Source organism: Pantoea sp. RIT413, from assembly GCF_003057675.2.
GTDB classification, from domain to species: Bacteria; Pseudomonadota; Gammaproteobacteria; order Enterobacterales; family Enterobacteriaceae; genus Pantoea; species Pantoea eucrina.
This window is the reverse complement of sequence record NZ_QBJB02000008.1, coordinates 81,794-96,172: the sequence shown is the minus strand read 5'-3', so window position 1 is coordinate 96,172 and position 14,379 is coordinate 81,794. Positions and strand designations below refer to the sequence as shown.

The following is a 14,379-nucleotide window of genomic DNA, read 5'->3' as shown; positions in this document are numbered from 1 at the left end:
AACGGCTCCTGACGAATCAGGAGCCGTAATTACTGACGGAAATCCATTCCCGCGCGCTCAGGACTTAACGGCTGATGGCGTAAACCTCGCCGCCTTTCGCCTGAATCAGCAGTCTGTCACCGGCCACAACCGGCTCGGTCTGGAAGCCGTCGCTGTCCAGTTTCTGCTGCGCCACAAAGCGGCCATCCAGCGTGTTGATCCAGTGCACGTAACCTTCGCTGTCTGCCACAACCAGATAACCGTTAAACAGCACCGGTGCCGTCAGATTACGGTGCAGCAGATCGCTCTGACGCCACAGCGCTACGCCGCCATCGGCGTTAAGCGCTATCACGCGGTCGTCCTGATCCACCAGATAGATGCGTCCGGCGTCGACAATCAAATCTTTAACGCCGCCGATTTCACGCTTCCACATAATCTGACCGGAACGCAGGTCGAGTGCGGTCAGGTTACCGTTGTACGCCAGCGCATAGACCACGCCATTAACGATAACCGGCGTGGTATCGACGTCACTCAGACGATCGATCTCCGTCGCGCCGCTCGGCTGTGAAATGCGCTGCTGCCAGATCAGCTGACCCTGGTTCAGGATCACCGCGCTGACGCGACCGTTATCACCGCCAACGATAGCGCCGCCAAAGGCGACCGCAGGCGCAGACTCACCGCGCAGCGAAAGCGCCGGCATATCGAGGTTCACGGTCCATTTTACCGCACCGCTGCTCTGATCCAGTCCCTGCAGCATACCGTTACTGGTGTGAACCAGTACCAGGCCATCGCTGACCACCGGACGGGAGAGCGCTTCACCGGCGACTTTGGTCTGCCACGCCAGCGAGCCGTCGCTGCTGTTGAGTGCAAATACCTGCCCGCGCTCGCTGCCAATATAGATCCGATCGCCGCTGGCGGTGACGCCGCCGGAGAGCAGCGCAGAGATGTTTTTCGAGAAGAAACCAGTCTTCTCAGAGAGATCGACTTTCCACTTCTCTTTACCGTTGCTGGCATCCAGCGCCTTTACCACGCCAAAACGGTCGGCAGCGTAAACGGTGCCGTCCAGCCATGCCGGATGCAGGTTGGAGTAGAAATCGCCAATGCCGTCGCCTACTGACGTGCTCCAGACAGTTTCCGGCGTGAACTGATTTTCCACTTTCGGCAGCGGAGCCATCTTCACTACATCTTCTTCGCCGCTGAATAGCGAGCAACCGCTGAGCAGAGTGACGGAAATCAGCCCTGGCAGCAGGTATTTACGTAATTCCATGTGCGCTCTCTTGTCTGGCTTAACTTAAGTTATCTATTTTCATCTGCAGCATCTGCTTCAGTGCCGGAGAAGCCTGCGAACCCGCGCCTTTACTCCAGGCATCGCGCGCGCCCTGCTTGTCGCCTTTGCTCAGCAATGCTTCACCGCGAATATCTGCCACAATCGCGCTCCAGCCGTCACCCTTAACGTTATCCAGGGTAGCCAGCGCGGCATCAGCCTGCTTCTGCTGCAGCTGAATACGCGCCAGACGCAGGTTGATAACCGCCTGCAGATTGGCATCTTTGGTGTCGTTTAGTCCTTTCTGCAGCAGCGCAATGGCTTTATCAAGCTGGCTGGTCTCAACGTACTGCTTCGCCAGGTCCAGCGCGGCCAGTGCACCGTAGGTATTGCTGTTTTCGCTGGCGAAGCTGGCAACGGCCTCCAGGCTTTCCGGTTTATCCGCCTGCATCGCGCTGGTGAGCTGCTGATACTCCGCAGATGCCGCTTTGCCTGAATTTTCCTGATGCGAACTCCAGTAGCGCCAGCCGCCCAGCGCCGCGATCCCTACTACCACGCCAATCGCCAGCGCTTTGCCGTTATCGGCGAAAAAGCGGCGCAGCGCATCAACCTGTTCATTCTCGTTGCTGTAAACTTCCACGCAATCCCTCTCCTTAAAATGGCTGTTGCCGCGTGCTGCTTACTGCAGCAGCGTCTGCAACGTCGCAGCGGCGTCCTGCTGAGCCAGCGTCTGCTGGTCGCCGGTGCGCAGATCTTTAATCACCACCTGGCCCGCTTTCACTTCATCTTCGCCGAGCACCAGCGCAATGCGTGCGCCCCATTTATCTGCACGGGCAAACTGCTTTTTAAAGTTGCCGCCGCCGAAGTTGGTCATCAGCTTCAGCGCCGGGTTGGCATCACGCAGCGTTTCCGCCAGCTGCATAGCCGCAGACTGAACGCCCTGCCCTGAAGCGATAACATAGACATCAACAACCCGCGTCGGTTCAAATTCAGGATTCACCGCCTGCACCAGCAGCACCAGCCGCTCCAGACCCATGGCAAATCCTACCGCTGGCGTGGCTCGTCCGCCCAGCTGCTCAACCAGGCCATCGTAACGCCCGCCGCCGCATACGGTGCCCTGCGAGCCGAGGCTGCTGGTGACCCACTCAAAGACGGTGCGGTTGTAGTAGTCGAGGCCGCGCACCAGACGCTGGTTGACGCGATAACGAATACCGGCATCATCCAGCAGCGCGCAGAGTCCGGTGAAGTGGGCGCGCGACTCTTCATCCAGGAATTCGCCCAGCGTTGGCGCATCATTCAGCAGCGCCTGAATTTCCGGATTTTTGCTGTCCAGCACGCGCAGCGGATTGGTGTACATGCGGCGTTTGCAATCTTCATCCAGCACATCCTGATGCTGCTCCAGAAACGCCACCAGCGCACTGCGGTAGTCCGCGCGCGCCGCCAGAGAGCCGATGGAGTTCAGCTCCAGTTCAACGTGGTCAGCGATGCCCAGCGCTTTCCACCAGCGCGCGGTCATCATAATCAGCTCAGCATCAACATCCGGCCCCTGCAGGCCAAACACTTCGACGCCCATCTGATGAAACTGACGATAGCGCCCTTTCTGCGGACGCTCGTAGCGAAACATCGGACCGACATACCAGAGGCGCTGCTCCTGGTTATAGAGCAGACCATGTTCAATACCGGCACGTACGCAGCCCGCCGTGCCTTCCGGGCGCAGCGTCAGGCTTTCGCCGTTACGATCTTCAAAGGTGTACATCTCTTTTTCAACCACATCGGTCACTTCACCAATGGCACGGCTGAACAGTGGGGTATGCTCGACGATTGGCAGACGGATTTCACTGTAGCCATAGCTGGCCAGCACCTGCTTCAGGGTGCCCTCGATACGCTGCCAGATTGCGGTGTCGGCTGGCAGGAAGTCGTTCATCCCGCGAATCGCTTGAATATTCTTCGCCACGTTAAAATCTCTTAATACAAAAAAACCTGTCCGGCATCATACCTTATGAGGATGAAACCGCACAGGTTCATTCATAAACTGGTACGCGCCGGGCGCGCACCGCCTGGTTATTTTTCCAGCTGCTGCACGCTGATTCGACGACTCTCATCCAGCATGGATGCCTTGGCACGAATGCGCGCTTCCAGCTGATCGATCATGTCATCGTTGTCGAGACGATCGCGTTGACGAACGCCATCCTCGTAGAAACCGCTTTTCTTGCTGCCGCCGGTAACGCCGAGCGTCGAAACGGTAGCCTCGCCCGGACCGTTGACTACGCAGCCGATAATGGAGACATCCATCGGCGTAATAATATCTTCCAGCCGTTCTTCCAGCGCATTCACGGTACCGATCACATCAAACTCCTGACGTGAGCAGGTCGGACAGGCGATAAAGTTGATCCCGCGCGAACGGATGCGCAGTGATTTCAGGATGTCATAGCCAACTTTTACCTCTTCTACCGGATCGGCTGCGAGCGAAATACGCAGCGTATCGCCGATGCCCTCTGCCAGCAGCAGACCAAGGCCGATTGCCGACTTCACCGCACCCGCCCGCGCGCCGCCCGCTTCGGTGATCCCGAGATGCAGCGGCTGATCGATCGCTTTTGCCAGCAGGCGGTAAGACTCTACGGCCAGAAACACATCAGAGGCTTTAACGCTGACTTTGAACTGATCGAAGTTCAGACGATCGAGATGATCGACATGGCGCATAGCGGATTCCAGCAGCGCCTGCGGCGTGGGTTCGCCATACTTCTCCTGCAGATCTTTCTCCAGTGAACCGGCGTTCACCCCGATACGAATCGGAATGTTGTAGTGGCGGGCGCAGTCCACAACCTGACGAATACGTTCGTTGTTGCCGATGTTGCCCGGATTGATACGCAGGCAGTCGACGCCATACTCCGCCACTTTGAGAGCGATACGGTAGTCAAAGTGAATATCCGCTACCAGCGGCACGTTGACCTGTTGCTTAATCAGTTTAAAGGCTTCCGCCGCGTCCATGGTCGGCACCGAGACGCGCACGATATCCACACCCACACGCTCCAGCGCGCGGATCTGGTTAACCGTGGCTTCCACGTCGGTGGTGCGGGTATTGGTCATGGACTGAACGGCGATGGGAGCACCATCGCCGACTGGCACCTTGCCGACGTAAATACGCGTTGATTTGCGACGGATAATGGGTGCTTCGTTATGCATATTTTCTCTCCACAATTCCCCGGAAAGCGCGCTGCGCGTTATTGCGCACCCAGCGTCAGACGGGCAACCTGGTTATTACGGATAAAACGACTTAAATCAACGGGCTGATTCTGATATTGCACGTCAACCGCACGCGGTGCGCCAATTTTCAGACGATACGGAGGCGTGCCGGAGAGGCTGAGCTTGCCACCGCTGCGCTGTATACCGCTGAACAGTTTTTTGCCAGTTGCATCGCTGACTTCCAGCCAGCAGTCGGCCTTGAAATTCATGACAACAGCGTTGGGATCGCCTGCGGGCTGGCTGACAGCCGCGCTCGCGGTTGGCATGCTGCCAGCTGCGACACTGTTGGCCGGTGCCGGTGAGGTGGCCGCTGGCGGCGCGTTATCAACCGGCGCCTGCGAAGGAGAAACGACCGCGTTATCACCAGAGGTGGCCGAAGAGGCCACCGGCGCGCGGCTGCTGTTATCCGCGCTGCCAGCGGTGCTGCTCTGTGAGGTCACCGCGCCGGCACCGTTATCAACCGGCGTGCCGGCGGCATTGGTGTCGCTGTCACTGGTGCTGTCGGTGCTGGTATCGCCCAGCGGAATAGACTGACCGCCGTCGCTGCTGCCGTTCTGATCGGCCATTGAGACCAGATCGTCCTGCGAAGCCTTGTGATTCTGCCACCACCAGGCGCCGGTCAGGCCAATAACAACAAACGCCACCAGCCAGGTAAAGATCATCAGCCAGCCATCGCGCTTTTTGCGGCGCTTGCCCAGCGAGAAGCTCTGCATCGGCGCGATTTTGGCCGCGCGCACCGGCGCCTGCTTTGCCATCATCGGCAGCAGATCGTCTTCCGGTACATGAACCAGGCGGGCATAGGAGCGAATATAACCGCGCAGAAAGGTCGATGCGAGATCGGCCGGCGACTTATCCTCTTCAATGTCACGCACGGTAGAAAGTTTCAGGCACAGGCGCTCAGCGACGTTTTGCTGCGTCAGCCCCATCTGCTCACGGGCCAGACGCAGGCGTTCACCTGTGGAATGTACTGCAGATTTTTCTTGAGTGGCTTCAGTATTCATTAGCTAAATAACGCTGGTACTGTATCGATTGTGGAAAACTTCGCGCCAACCGGTCGCCATAACGTGTAACGTCAGCAGCGTTTCCCTGTTGCGCGGCGAAACGTATCTGTAACCACAGACTCTCTGCCGTTGCGGGCAGACGCTGATGGTAGAGTTCTAAAAGCACGGGAAGCATTTTTCCTGCCGGCTGCACCAGCTGCCGTTCGCCCTCCTCCAGCAGCCAGTTTCCCTGCTCAGGTGCGGCTTCCAGCGCCTGCAGCAGCCGTTTGCGCCCGGCGGCCTCGTCGCCCGCCTGCAGATAACAATAGCCTGAAATCAGAAGGAGATCCTGACGGGCATCGCTCTCCGGCGCCGCACTTGCCAGCTTAAACTGTTGATGCGCTTCGCCATACTGCCCTAATCTGCAGAGAAACGCACCGTAATTGTTAGCGACATAACCATTAGCGGGCGCTAACTGTTGTGCCCGCTGGTAGTACCGGCGCGTCTGTATACTATTCTTCTGCGCCTGAGCGACCCGCGCCAGCGCCAGGGGCACGCGGTAATCTTCAGGAGCCACGCGCTGCGCCTGCAGCAGATTGCGTTCAGCAGCCGCTAAATTATTTGCGGCTAAATAGTGCAGTCCCAGCTGCAGACGAATATCCGCCGCACGATGTGATGACGGGCCGGTGACACACCCGGTTACAACAAAGCCTGCCGCAACGGCAATACCTAATCCTTTTAGCATAGCGCTCTCCCTGCGAATAAACCGGGAGAGTGCCACGCTTTACGCCCGCAGCGAATCGGCGGGCGTGCGGTTTCAGATCGCCTTCACAGAGATAGCGTCACCCGCCATCTTTTTACGCAGCGTACGCTTGGTACGGTCGATCACATCGCCTGCCAGCTGGCCGCAGGCCGCATCGATATCATCGCCGCGGGTTTTACGCACGATAGTGGTAAAGCCATAGTCCATCAGCACTTTGGAGAAGCGATCGATACGGCTGTTGGAGCTGCGGCCATAAGGTGCACCCGGGAAGGGGTTCCATGGGATCAGGTTGATCTTGCAGGGCGTATCTTTCAGCAGCGCCGCCAGCTCATGCGCATTGTCGGTGCTGTCGTTGATATGGTCCAGCATCACATACTCAATGGTCACGCGGCCCTGATTGGCATTGGATTTGCCGATATAGCGCTTCACCGCCGCCAGGAAGGTTTCGATATTATATTTTTTGTTGATCGGGACAATTTCATCGCGAATGGTATCGTTTGGCGCGTGCAGCGAGATCGCCAGCGCTACGTCAATCATATCGCCAAGCTTATCCAGCGCGGGCACAACGCCTGAGGTGGAGAGCGTGACGCGGCGCTTGGAGAGGCCAAAGCCAAAATCATCCAGCATAATATCCATCGCCGGCACGACGTTGTTCAGGTTGAGCAGCGGCTCACCCATGCCCATCATCACCACGTTGGTGATAGGGCGCTGGCCGGTGACTTTCGCGGCGCCAATAATTTTGGCCGCGCGCCATACCTGACCAATAATTTCGGAAACGCGCAGGTTGCGGTTAAAACCCTGCTGCGCCGTAGAGCAAAATTTGCACTCCAGCGCGCAGCCTACCTGAGAAGAGACGCACAGCGTGGCGCGCTCCGCCTCCGGAATATAGACCGTCTCCACCAGCTGATCGCCTACGCGAATCGCCCATTTGATGGTGCCGTCGCTGGAGCGCATCTCCTCCGCTACTTCCGGCGCGCGGATCTCTGCGCGCTGCATCAGCTTGCCGCGCAGCACTTTGTTGATATCCGTCATCTGCTCGAAATCGTCGCAGCAGTAGTGGTAAATCCACTTCATGACCTGATCGGCACGGAACGGCTTCTCGCCCATTTCGATAAAAAATTCACGCATCTGCTGACGATTGAGATCGAGCAGGTTAATTTTTTCGTTTTTAGGAGAAACCACGGCGGGGGACGCGTCAGCTGGCGTCACAATCTGTTCGGACATAATAATCTCTGGCCTCGTTGTTACACGTTACGGCTCTGGTTAGGAAGAAGAAAAAACAGCGCCCCGGCTGAGTCAGGCTCAACAGGGGCGCATTATTGTACTATAACTGCGGCACGATGCCAGGGTAACCGTTTTACGCCAGCGTAAAAGGTGTAAACTCCCCTGTCCGCTTCAGCCGCAATGCACTTAGCGGGTGCGCGCGCAGACTTCGTTTTCAGCGAAGAAGTAAGCGATTTCACGGGCAGCTGACTCTGCAGAGTCAGAACCGTGGGTCGCGTTTTCGGTGAAGCTGTCTGCGTAATCTGCACGCAGGGTGCCTGCCAGTGCGTTGTCCGGGTTGGTCGCACCCATCAGATCACGGTGACGCTGAACGGCATTTTCGCCTTCCAGAACAGAAACCACTACCGGGCCAGAGGTCATGAACTCAACCAGACCATCAAAGAATGGACGGCCTTTGTGCTCAGCGTAGAAGCCTTCAGCCTGCTCTTTGGTCAGGTGCAGCATTTTTGCGCCAACAATTTTGAAGCCCGCGCTCTCAAAACGGTTGTAGATAGCACCGATAACGTTCTTAGCAACGGCGTTTGGTTTAATGATGGAGAAAGTACGTTCGATTGCCATGATTACCTCTGAATTAGCATCCTGAATAAACCGGGAACCCTCTCCCGGTAAGAAAAACGCGCCGATTATAGGGAGATCGACGCGTGTTGCCTATGAGTGATTGGTGGAATTATTGAAAATAATTACTTTTTGCGGTGCAGGCTGCACCGTGACGCACCCGCCACGGGTTTACGCTCTGTGCTGCAGGCCGGATATCTTCAGCAGAACAGATGCTGCATTTTCATCCCGTGGCGCTCACTTTAGCCATTGCGGGCTTGAGATAGCCTGCACATTCCCGGAGACTGACCTTTTCCGCAAGAAGAGAGAAGATGGCAATGACGGTTCCCCTGTTTGTATCTGCTGAGTGGCTGCATGAGCACTACGGTGATGAAGAAGTACAGGTGCTGGATGCGCGCATGGTTCCGCCGGGTCAGGATGCAGTGCGCGATGTCACCGCAGAGTATCTGGCCAGTCACCTGCCGCAGGCAGCTTTCTTTAATATTGAAGCGCTTTCCGATCACACCAGCCCTTACCCGCATATGATGCCCCGCCCGGAGAGTTTTGCTGTCGCAATGCGCGAGCTGGGGGTAGTGCAGGATAAGCATCTGATTGTGTATGACGAGGGTAATCTCTTCTCTGCCCCGCGCGCCTGGTGGATGCTGCGCACCTTTGGCTGTCAGCGCATCTCCATTCTGGCCGGCGGTCTGCAGGGCTGGAAAGCCGCAGGTTTGACTACCGCAGATGGCCCGGTGGCGCTGCCGGAAGGTGACTTCGCGGCACACTTCGACAGCAGTCAGGTGAAGCGACTGAACGATGTACTGCTGCTCAGCCATGAAGGAGGCGCGCAGATTGTGGACGCGCGCGCGGCAAACCGCTTTAACGCTGAGGTGGATGAGCCGCGTCCCGGCCTGCTGCGCGGACATATTCCGCACAGCCTGAATCTGCCATGGAACAGTCTGGTGGAGAATGGCGCGCTGAAACCCGCCGCCGAGCTGCGTCAGCAGTTTGCGCAGGCAGGCGTGGCGCTGGATAAGCCCATCGTTGCCAGCTGCGGCTCGGGCGTAACGGCGGTGGTGCTGATTCTGGCGCTGACGGCGCTGGGCGTCCGCGACGCAACGCTCTATGACGGCTCCTGGGGCGAATGGGGCAGCCGCGACGATTTACCGATTGAAAAATAGTCACCTGCCTGAAACCAGGGCGCCATGAATGGCGCCCCTACAGGATCCGCACCCGCCTGAAACCAGGGCGCCATTAATGGCGCCCCTACGGGGAATTCCCGCGTTATGCGCGGGCCAGGGCCATATGCATCAACATACGATGGTTAAATGATGCGCTGGCTGCCTTTAAAATCGCGCAGGAAACTGCCCCAGCGCCGCTCATAAAATGGCGTGATATGCGCGGTAAAAAAATGGCTGACGCCATGCTGTCCGGCATCCACTTCGCAGATATCAACAGGAGCATCATCGGTCAGCGTATCGGTCGCCACGCTGCCTGCGGCCTGAATAATTTCATCGATATCACTGTCAGCTTCTATACCAATCAGCAGATTAGGCGCTTCGTTCACGCTTTCACGCAGGCTGGCAATGTAGGCGCGGCGCACCTGTTTATATTTAGCAAACAGCTGGGTCAGGGAGTCGATCATCTGTGCCGGCGGCTCAGCTACCTCCGACAGCAGCAGCGCGTGGCCGCCCTCCAGCACTGTCTGCTGGCTCAGCGCACTTCCCTCCTCACCCAGCAGATGCGCGATTTCACCCGGCGTAAACTCTTTACCCGCTGGTAATTTCGGGTTCAGAAACAGCGCTTCCCCCAGCGTCATCTCAAACAGCGTACGCGCCGGCAGGCGCAGCCACGGCTGTTCATCCGTTATCGCTTCGCGCATAGCCGCCTCAGAGCTGAAGAACGGGATCACGCTACCGCCTCCCTCTTTCTCCCAGTGCTGTAACTCGACGGGCGAGGTCGCGTTAAACTGTTCAGCCGGGCTTTCGCCTGGCACCCAGACATCTGCGGCCAGCAACAGCTGAAAAAACTCCGGGCGATGCGCCGGCTCGGTGGCCGCCAGCTTCAGCACCTCTTCAAGACGATTACTCATGCGTGTTTCATTCCAAAAAAGCGGGCAGGAGCCAGCCTGCCCGAAGCGGGATTATTTCAGTAACAGGTTGGCAAGGGTACGCACGCCGAGTCCGGTTGCGCCTGCTGACCACTGATCCACCGCGCTTTTGCGGTAGGTGGCGGAGCAGTCGATATGCAGCCAGCCCTGCTGATATTTTTCAACAAACCACGAGAGGAATGCGGCCGCGCTGCTGGCGCCGGCGGCGTGAGCCGGGCTGGCGATGTTGTTGAGATCGGCAAAATTTGACGGCAGATGGCTGCGGTGGAACTCCGCCAGCGGCAGACGCCAGAACGCTTCATTTTCGCCGGTGGCGCTGCCCAGCAGCGACTCAGCCAGCACATCGTCGAAGGTAAACAGCGCATGATAGTCGTTGCCGAGCGCCGTTTTGGCTGCGCCGGTCAGCGTGGCAGCATCAATCAGCAGCTCCGGCTTCTGCTCGCTGGCGTCAATCAGGCCATCCGCCAGCACCAGACGCCCTTCCGCATCGGTGTTCATCACCTCAACGGTTTTACCGTTGCGGTAGCGGATGATATCGCCAAGACGGAATGCGTTGCCGCTGACCATGTTATCGGCACAGCAGAGATAGAGTTTTACGCGCTTCGTCAGCCCGCGGGCAATCGCCAGCGCCAGCGCGCCGGTGACGGTCGCCGCTCCGCCCATATCGGACTTCATAGAGTCCATAAATGCGCTCTGCTTCAGGCTGTAGCCGCCGGTATCAAAGGTGATCCCTTTACCGACCAGACAGGCGTAAACCGGCGCATCTGCGTCACCGGTCGGGTTGAAATCAAGCGCCAGCAGTACCGGCACGCGCGACGAGCCACGCCCAACGATATGGATACCGCTATACCCCTGCTCGCGCAGATCTTCGCCTTTAGTGATGCGATAGCTGACGGCATCGCCACCCGCGTCTCTGATCAGATCGATAGCGCTGTGCGCCAGCTGTTCCGGGCTCAGGTCTTCCGCGGGCAGGTTAATGGTATCGCGCACCCAGTCAATAATCTGCAGACGACGATCGAATTCAGCGCGATCGCTGTCGCTGAGCGTCGGCCATTCCACCTGGCGCGCGCCTTTCGGGCTGCGATAGCCCTGCCAGAATGCCCAGCACTTTTCCAGATCCCAGTCGTCACCGCACAGCGCAACGTGACGGATGCCCTGGCTGTCGAGCTTGCGCGCCGCGCGCTGAATCGTCAGCAGCGCATCACTGCCCGTAAGGTGCAGCGTCATACCACTCTCGCTGCTGCTCAGCAGGGCTTTTTCGCCCCAGCGCGCATCAGCAGGCTGCGTGCTGAGCGTAATATTCATCGGTTGTGTTGTCATCGCGTCGCTCCGTTTACGTTTGGTCTTATTCCACGCCAGACCGGCGCGGAGTGGCATGGATCAGCGGGCGGCTGCCGGGGCAACGGCCCGCATCCGGCTGACGGCTTTATTGACCAGCGCAATCGCGTAGTCAATCTCCTCCTGCGTAGTGAAACGCCCCAGCGAAAAGCGCAGCGAGCTGTAGGCCAGCTCCGGCTCAACGCCCATTGCGCGCAGCACATAGGAGGGTTCCAGACTCGCCGAGGTACAGGCTGAGCCGGATGAAAGCGCCAGATCTTTCAGCGCCATAATCAGCGTTTCACCCTCAACCTGCGCAAAGCTGATATTGAGGATATTTGGTGCGCTGTGCGCCAGCGAGCCGTTAAGCTGTACGCCGCTCAGCTGGCTGATGCCCTGCCAGAGCCGCTGACGCAGCGTGGCGAGTCGCGTCATCTCCTCTGCCATCACCTCGCCTGCCAGCGCATAGGCTTCACCCATACCGACAATCTGATGCACCGGCAGCGTTCCTGAACGCATACCGCGCTCGTGCCCGCCGCCATGCATCTGTGCGTCAATCTTCACCTGCGGCTTGCGGCGCACCCAGAGCGCACCGATGCCTTTCGGTCCGTAAAGCTTATGCGCCGAGAACGACATCAGATCCACCGGCAGCGTGCTGACGTCAAGCGGCAGCTTGCCCACGCTCTGCGTGGCATCCACGTGGAACAAAATGTCACGCGCGTGACAGAGCGCGCCCAGCGCCGCAATATCCTGGATGACACCCGTTTCGTTGTTCATGTGCATCAGCGACACCAGCACGGTATCGTCGCGCAGCGCGGCAGCCAGCATATCCGGCGTGACAATACCGTCGCTTCCGGGCGTCAGCCAGGTCACATCAAACCCTTCGCGCACCAGCTGCAGACAGCTATCGAGTACCGCTTTATGTTCCGTCTGGCTGGTAATAATATGCCGTCCGCGCGCCTGACGGGCGTGTGCTGCCCCTTTAATGGCGAGGTTATCCGCTTCGGTCGCGCCGGAAGTAAAGACTATTTCGCGCGGATCGGCGTTAACCAGCGCCGCAATCTGATTGCGGGCAACATCAACGACCTCTTCAGCCTGCCAGCCAAAGCGGTGGGAACGGGATGCGGGATTACCGAAGGTGCCATCCAGCGTCAGACACTGCATCATTCTGCTGGCGACCCGTGGATCCACAGGCGTGGTCGCTGCGTAATCCAGATAGATCGGTAATTTCATGGCGCTGTAACTCCGTAAAATAAAACACAGGTCTTTATAGCATGATTCAGCCTGCAGAGAGTAAACCGGTCATGCGGCCGGTGACGGGAGCGCTAACAGCACAAAGCCCCGGGGGCTTCATCGCTAAGCGCCCGGGGCTTTGTAAAAGTCAGTCTTCAGTCAGGCAATAGGATTGCGATCAGGCACGCAGATTAACGTTGATGGTTTCCTGCACGCGATGCTGCTGAAAACGACGGTTATCCACGCTGTTCTGACGATCGGCAACATCAAGGATTTCCTGATTATTCACCAGCTCAGCCAGCGTAATATTGTTCAGGAAATCGCTGATGCGCTCGCTGAGATCGCGCCACAGCACGTGAGTCAGGCAGCGTTCGCCACCCTGACAGCCCTCTTTACCCTGACATTTGGTCGCATCCACCGACTCATCTACCGCGGTGATCACCGCACCCACTGCGATAGCATTAGCATCTTTGCCCAGCAGATAACCGCCACCTGGCCCGCGCACGCTGGCAACCAGGCCGTGCTTACGCAGACGCGAGAACAGCTGTTCCAGATAGGAGAGTGAAATCCCCTGACGCTCGGAAATATCCGCCAGCGGTACCGGCCCCTCATGCGAATGCAGGGCTACGTCCAGCATAGCGGTAACGGCATAGCGTCCTTTGGATGTCAGTCTCATAGCGTAAAACCTCGTCGGCATCCGCCCTTACTCAGGCGGGTTATCGGTGGAATGTCAGTCAGCGCAGTCTGCCATTCCCGAGTATTTTGGTCAACTATTTAACCGAGTAATTTACTCAACTATTTAACCTGGCGTTTTACTCAACTATTACCCTTATCGCCTTTGGGTTTTTCAAAGGAGGAAAGCATGCCGCGCAGAATATTCAGCTCATCGCGTTCCGGACGGGCGCGCGTATAGAGGCGGCGCAGTTTGCTCATCACCTGGCTCGGCGTGCCGGTACGGATAAAGCCGCTTTCCAGCATCATCTGCTCGATATGCTGATAAAAGCGTTCCAGATCGTCCACCAGCGGATAAGGTGAGGCTTCATATTCCGGCTGCGGAGCCGCTTTTTCCTGCGCATCCAGCCACGCCATACGCACTTCATAAGCGATAATCTGCACTGCCATCGCCAGATTCAGCGAGCTGTACTCCGGGTTAGCCTGAATAGCTACGTGATAATGGCACTTCTGCAGTTCGTCGTTGGTCAGTCCGACGCGCTCACGGCCAAATACCAGCGCGACCGGTGCCTGCTGCCCCTCTTCCACGCTCTTAATGCCGCACTCGCGTGAATTCAGCATCGGCCATGGCAACGACCGTGAACGGGCGCTGGTGCCGACCACCAGGCTGCAGCCGGCAATCGCCTCATCCAGCGTATCAACAATGCGGGCGTTGCCGATAACGTCGCTGGCACCCGCCGCAAGAGAGATCGCCTGCGAGTCAGGTTTAACCAGCGGATTCACCAGATAAAGGTTGCTTAACCCCATGGTTTTCATGGCGCGGGCAACAGAACCCATGTTGCCGGTGTGGGACGTTTCAACCAGTACAATTCGGATATTTTGCAGCATAATTATGAGCGGGTGAGAAAATGATGACGCGCATCCTAACATAAATGCAGGACATTTGCTGAACACGCTGCTATACTCCGCGCCGTTTTCCCCGTTCTTTAACATCCAGCGA

At 57.8% G+C, this 14,379-nt stretch carries 14 protein-coding genes; 1 reads left to right on the top strand and 13 read right to left on the bottom strand.

What is annotated here, in order from left to right; all coding sequences use genetic code 11:
- Positions 1 to 64 precede the first annotated feature (64 nt).
- The 8 genes from bamB to ndk all read right to left on the bottom strand — a co-directional run bounded on the left by bamB (position 65) and on the right by ndk (position 8,071).
- Positions 65 to 1,246: an outer membrane protein assembly factor BamB gene (gene bamB / locus DBY66_RS12065; protein WP_071667898.1), complete on the bottom strand. Its 1,182-nt coding sequence runs from the start codon at positions 1,244 to 1,246 to the stop codon at positions 65 to 67.
- Positions 1,247 to 1,265: 19 nt separating this feature from the next.
- Positions 1,266 to 1,883, bottom strand: coding sequence for a YfgM family protein (locus DBY66_RS12060; protein WP_039379613.1), 618 nt, complete (start codon positions 1,881 to 1,883; stop codon positions 1,266 to 1,268).
- A 39-nt stretch (positions 1,884 to 1,922) separates the two neighbouring features.
- The gene (hisS, locus tag DBY66_RS12055) at positions 1,923 to 3,197 is read right to left on the bottom strand and encodes a histidine--tRNA ligase (protein WP_039379615.1); all 1,275 of its coding nucleotides are present in this window, start codon (positions 3,195 to 3,197) and stop codon (positions 1,923 to 1,925) included.
- Positions 3,198 to 3,304: 107 nt separating this feature from the next.
- Complete coding sequence (ispG, locus tag DBY66_RS12050; RefSeq protein ID WP_039379618.1) at positions 3,305 to 4,426, bottom strand: flavodoxin-dependent (E)-4-hydroxy-3-methylbut-2-enyl-diphosphate synthase; 1,122 nt, start codon at positions 4,424 to 4,426, stop codon at positions 3,305 to 3,307.
- A gap of 38 nt (positions 4,427 to 4,464) precedes the next feature.
- The gene (gene rodZ / locus DBY66_RS12045; protein ID WP_108569445.1) at positions 4,465 to 5,487 is read right to left on the bottom strand and encodes a cytoskeleton protein RodZ; all 1,023 of its coding nucleotides are present in this window, start codon (positions 5,485 to 5,487) and stop codon (positions 4,465 to 4,467) included.
- Complete coding sequence (pilW, locus tag DBY66_RS12040) at positions 5,477 to 6,211, bottom strand: type IV pilus biogenesis/stability protein PilW (protein ID WP_108569444.1); 735 nt, start codon at positions 6,209 to 6,211, stop codon at positions 5,477 to 5,479. The genes rodZ and pilW overlap by 11 nt, the downstream gene beginning before the upstream one ends.
- Positions 6,212 to 6,283: 72 nt before the next feature.
- On the bottom strand, positions 6,284 to 7,453 hold the full coding sequence (locus DBY66_RS12035; protein WP_039379627.1) for a bifunctional tRNA (adenosine(37)-C2)-methyltransferase TrmG/ribosomal RNA large subunit methyltransferase RlmN: 1,170 nt from the start codon (positions 7,451 to 7,453) through the stop codon (positions 6,284 to 6,286).
- A gap of 186 nt (positions 7,454 to 7,639) precedes the next feature.
- Positions 7,640 to 8,071, bottom strand: coding sequence for a nucleoside-diphosphate kinase (gene ndk / locus DBY66_RS12030; RefSeq protein ID WP_039379630.1), 432 nt, complete (start codon positions 8,069 to 8,071; stop codon positions 7,640 to 7,642).
- A 314-nt stretch (positions 8,072 to 8,385) separates the two neighbouring features.
- Here ndk and sseA point away from each other — a divergent pair, with 314 nt between their 5' ends.
- Positions 8,386 to 9,228 (top strand): 3-mercaptopyruvate sulfurtransferase, encoded by an 843-nt coding sequence (gene sseA, locus DBY66_RS12025; RefSeq protein WP_108569603.1) that lies wholly within the window; start codon positions 8,386 to 8,388, stop codon positions 9,226 to 9,228.
- A 143-nt stretch (positions 9,229 to 9,371) separates the two neighbouring features.
- Here sseA and sseB read toward each other — a convergent pair whose 3' ends face one another.
- From sseB to trmJ, 5 genes are all read right to left on the bottom strand, one after another.
- Positions 9,372 to 10,139 carry an enhanced serine sensitivity protein SseB gene (gene sseB / locus DBY66_RS12020; RefSeq protein ID WP_039379633.1) on the bottom strand — a complete coding sequence of 256 codons (768 nt, stop codon included), beginning with the start codon at positions 10,137 to 10,139 and terminating at the stop codon, positions 9,372 to 9,374.
- A 51-nt stretch (positions 10,140 to 10,190) separates the two neighbouring features.
- Positions 10,191 to 11,477, bottom strand: coding sequence for an aminopeptidase PepB (gene pepB / locus DBY66_RS12015; protein WP_108569443.1), 1,287 nt, complete (start codon positions 11,475 to 11,477; stop codon positions 10,191 to 10,193).
- Positions 11,478 to 11,537: 60 nt separating this feature from the next.
- Positions 11,538 to 12,707: an IscS subfamily cysteine desulfurase gene (locus DBY66_RS12010; RefSeq protein ID WP_108569442.1), complete on the bottom strand. Its 1,170-nt coding sequence runs from the start codon at positions 12,705 to 12,707 to the stop codon at positions 11,538 to 11,540.
- A gap of 178 nt (positions 12,708 to 12,885) precedes the next feature.
- Positions 12,886 to 13,383, bottom strand: a complete 498-nt coding sequence (iscR, locus tag DBY66_RS12005; RefSeq protein ID WP_039379638.1) for a Fe-S cluster assembly transcriptional regulator IscR — start codon at positions 13,381 to 13,383, stop codon at positions 12,886 to 12,888.
- A gap of 140 nt (positions 13,384 to 13,523) precedes the next feature.
- The gene (gene trmJ / locus DBY66_RS12000) at positions 13,524 to 14,267 is read right to left on the bottom strand and encodes a tRNA (cytosine(32)/uridine(32)-2'-O)-methyltransferase TrmJ (protein ID WP_039385614.1); all 744 of its coding nucleotides are present in this window, start codon (positions 14,265 to 14,267) and stop codon (positions 13,524 to 13,526) included.
- Positions 14,268 to 14,379 lie beyond the last annotated feature (112 nt).

What these genes read in the sequence shown, in the direction of transcription:
- bamB (WP_071667898.1), bottom strand. Translation starts at nt 1,246, where the DNA reads ATGGAATTACGTAAATACCTGCTGCCAGGGCTGATTTCCGTCACTCTG.
- ispG (WP_039379618.1), bottom strand. Translation starts at nt 4,426, where the DNA reads ATGCATAACGAAGCACCCATTATCCGTCGCAAATCAACGCGTATTTAC.
- rodZ (WP_108569445.1), bottom strand. Translation starts at nt 5,487, where the DNA reads ATGAATACTGAAGCCACTCAAGAAAAATCTGCAGTACATTCCACAGGT.
- pilW (WP_108569444.1), bottom strand. Translation starts at nt 6,211, where the DNA reads ATGCTAAAAGGATTAGGTATTGCCGTTGCGGCAGGCTTTGTTGTAACC.
- DBY66_RS12035 (WP_039379627.1), bottom strand. Translation starts at nt 7,453, where the DNA reads ATGTCCGAACAGATTGTGACGCCAGCTGACGCGTCCCCCGCCGTGGTT.
- ndk (WP_039379630.1), bottom strand. Translation starts at nt 8,071, where the DNA reads ATGGCAATCGAACGTACTTTCTCCATCATTAAACCAAACGCCGTTGCT.
- sseA (WP_108569603.1), top strand. Translation starts at nt 8,386, where the DNA reads ATGACGGTTCCCCTGTTTGTATCTGCTGAGTGGCTGCATGAGCACTAC.
- sseB (WP_039379633.1), bottom strand. Translation starts at nt 10,139, where the DNA reads ATGAGTAATCGTCTTGAAGAGGTGCTGAAGCTGGCGGCCACCGAGCCG.
- pepB (WP_108569443.1), bottom strand. Translation starts at nt 11,477, where the DNA reads ATGACAACACAACCGATGAATATTACGCTCAGCACGCAGCCTGCTGAT.
- DBY66_RS12010 (WP_108569442.1), bottom strand. Translation starts at nt 12,707, where the DNA reads ATGAAATTACCGATCTATCTGGATTACGCAGCGACCACGCCTGTGGAT.
- iscR (WP_039379638.1), bottom strand. Translation starts at nt 13,383, where the DNA reads ATGAGACTGACATCCAAAGGACGCTATGCCGTTACCGCTATGCTGGAC.
- trmJ (WP_039385614.1), bottom strand. Translation starts at nt 14,267, where the DNA reads ATGCTGCAAAATATCCGAATTGTACTGGTTGAAACGTCCCACACCGGC.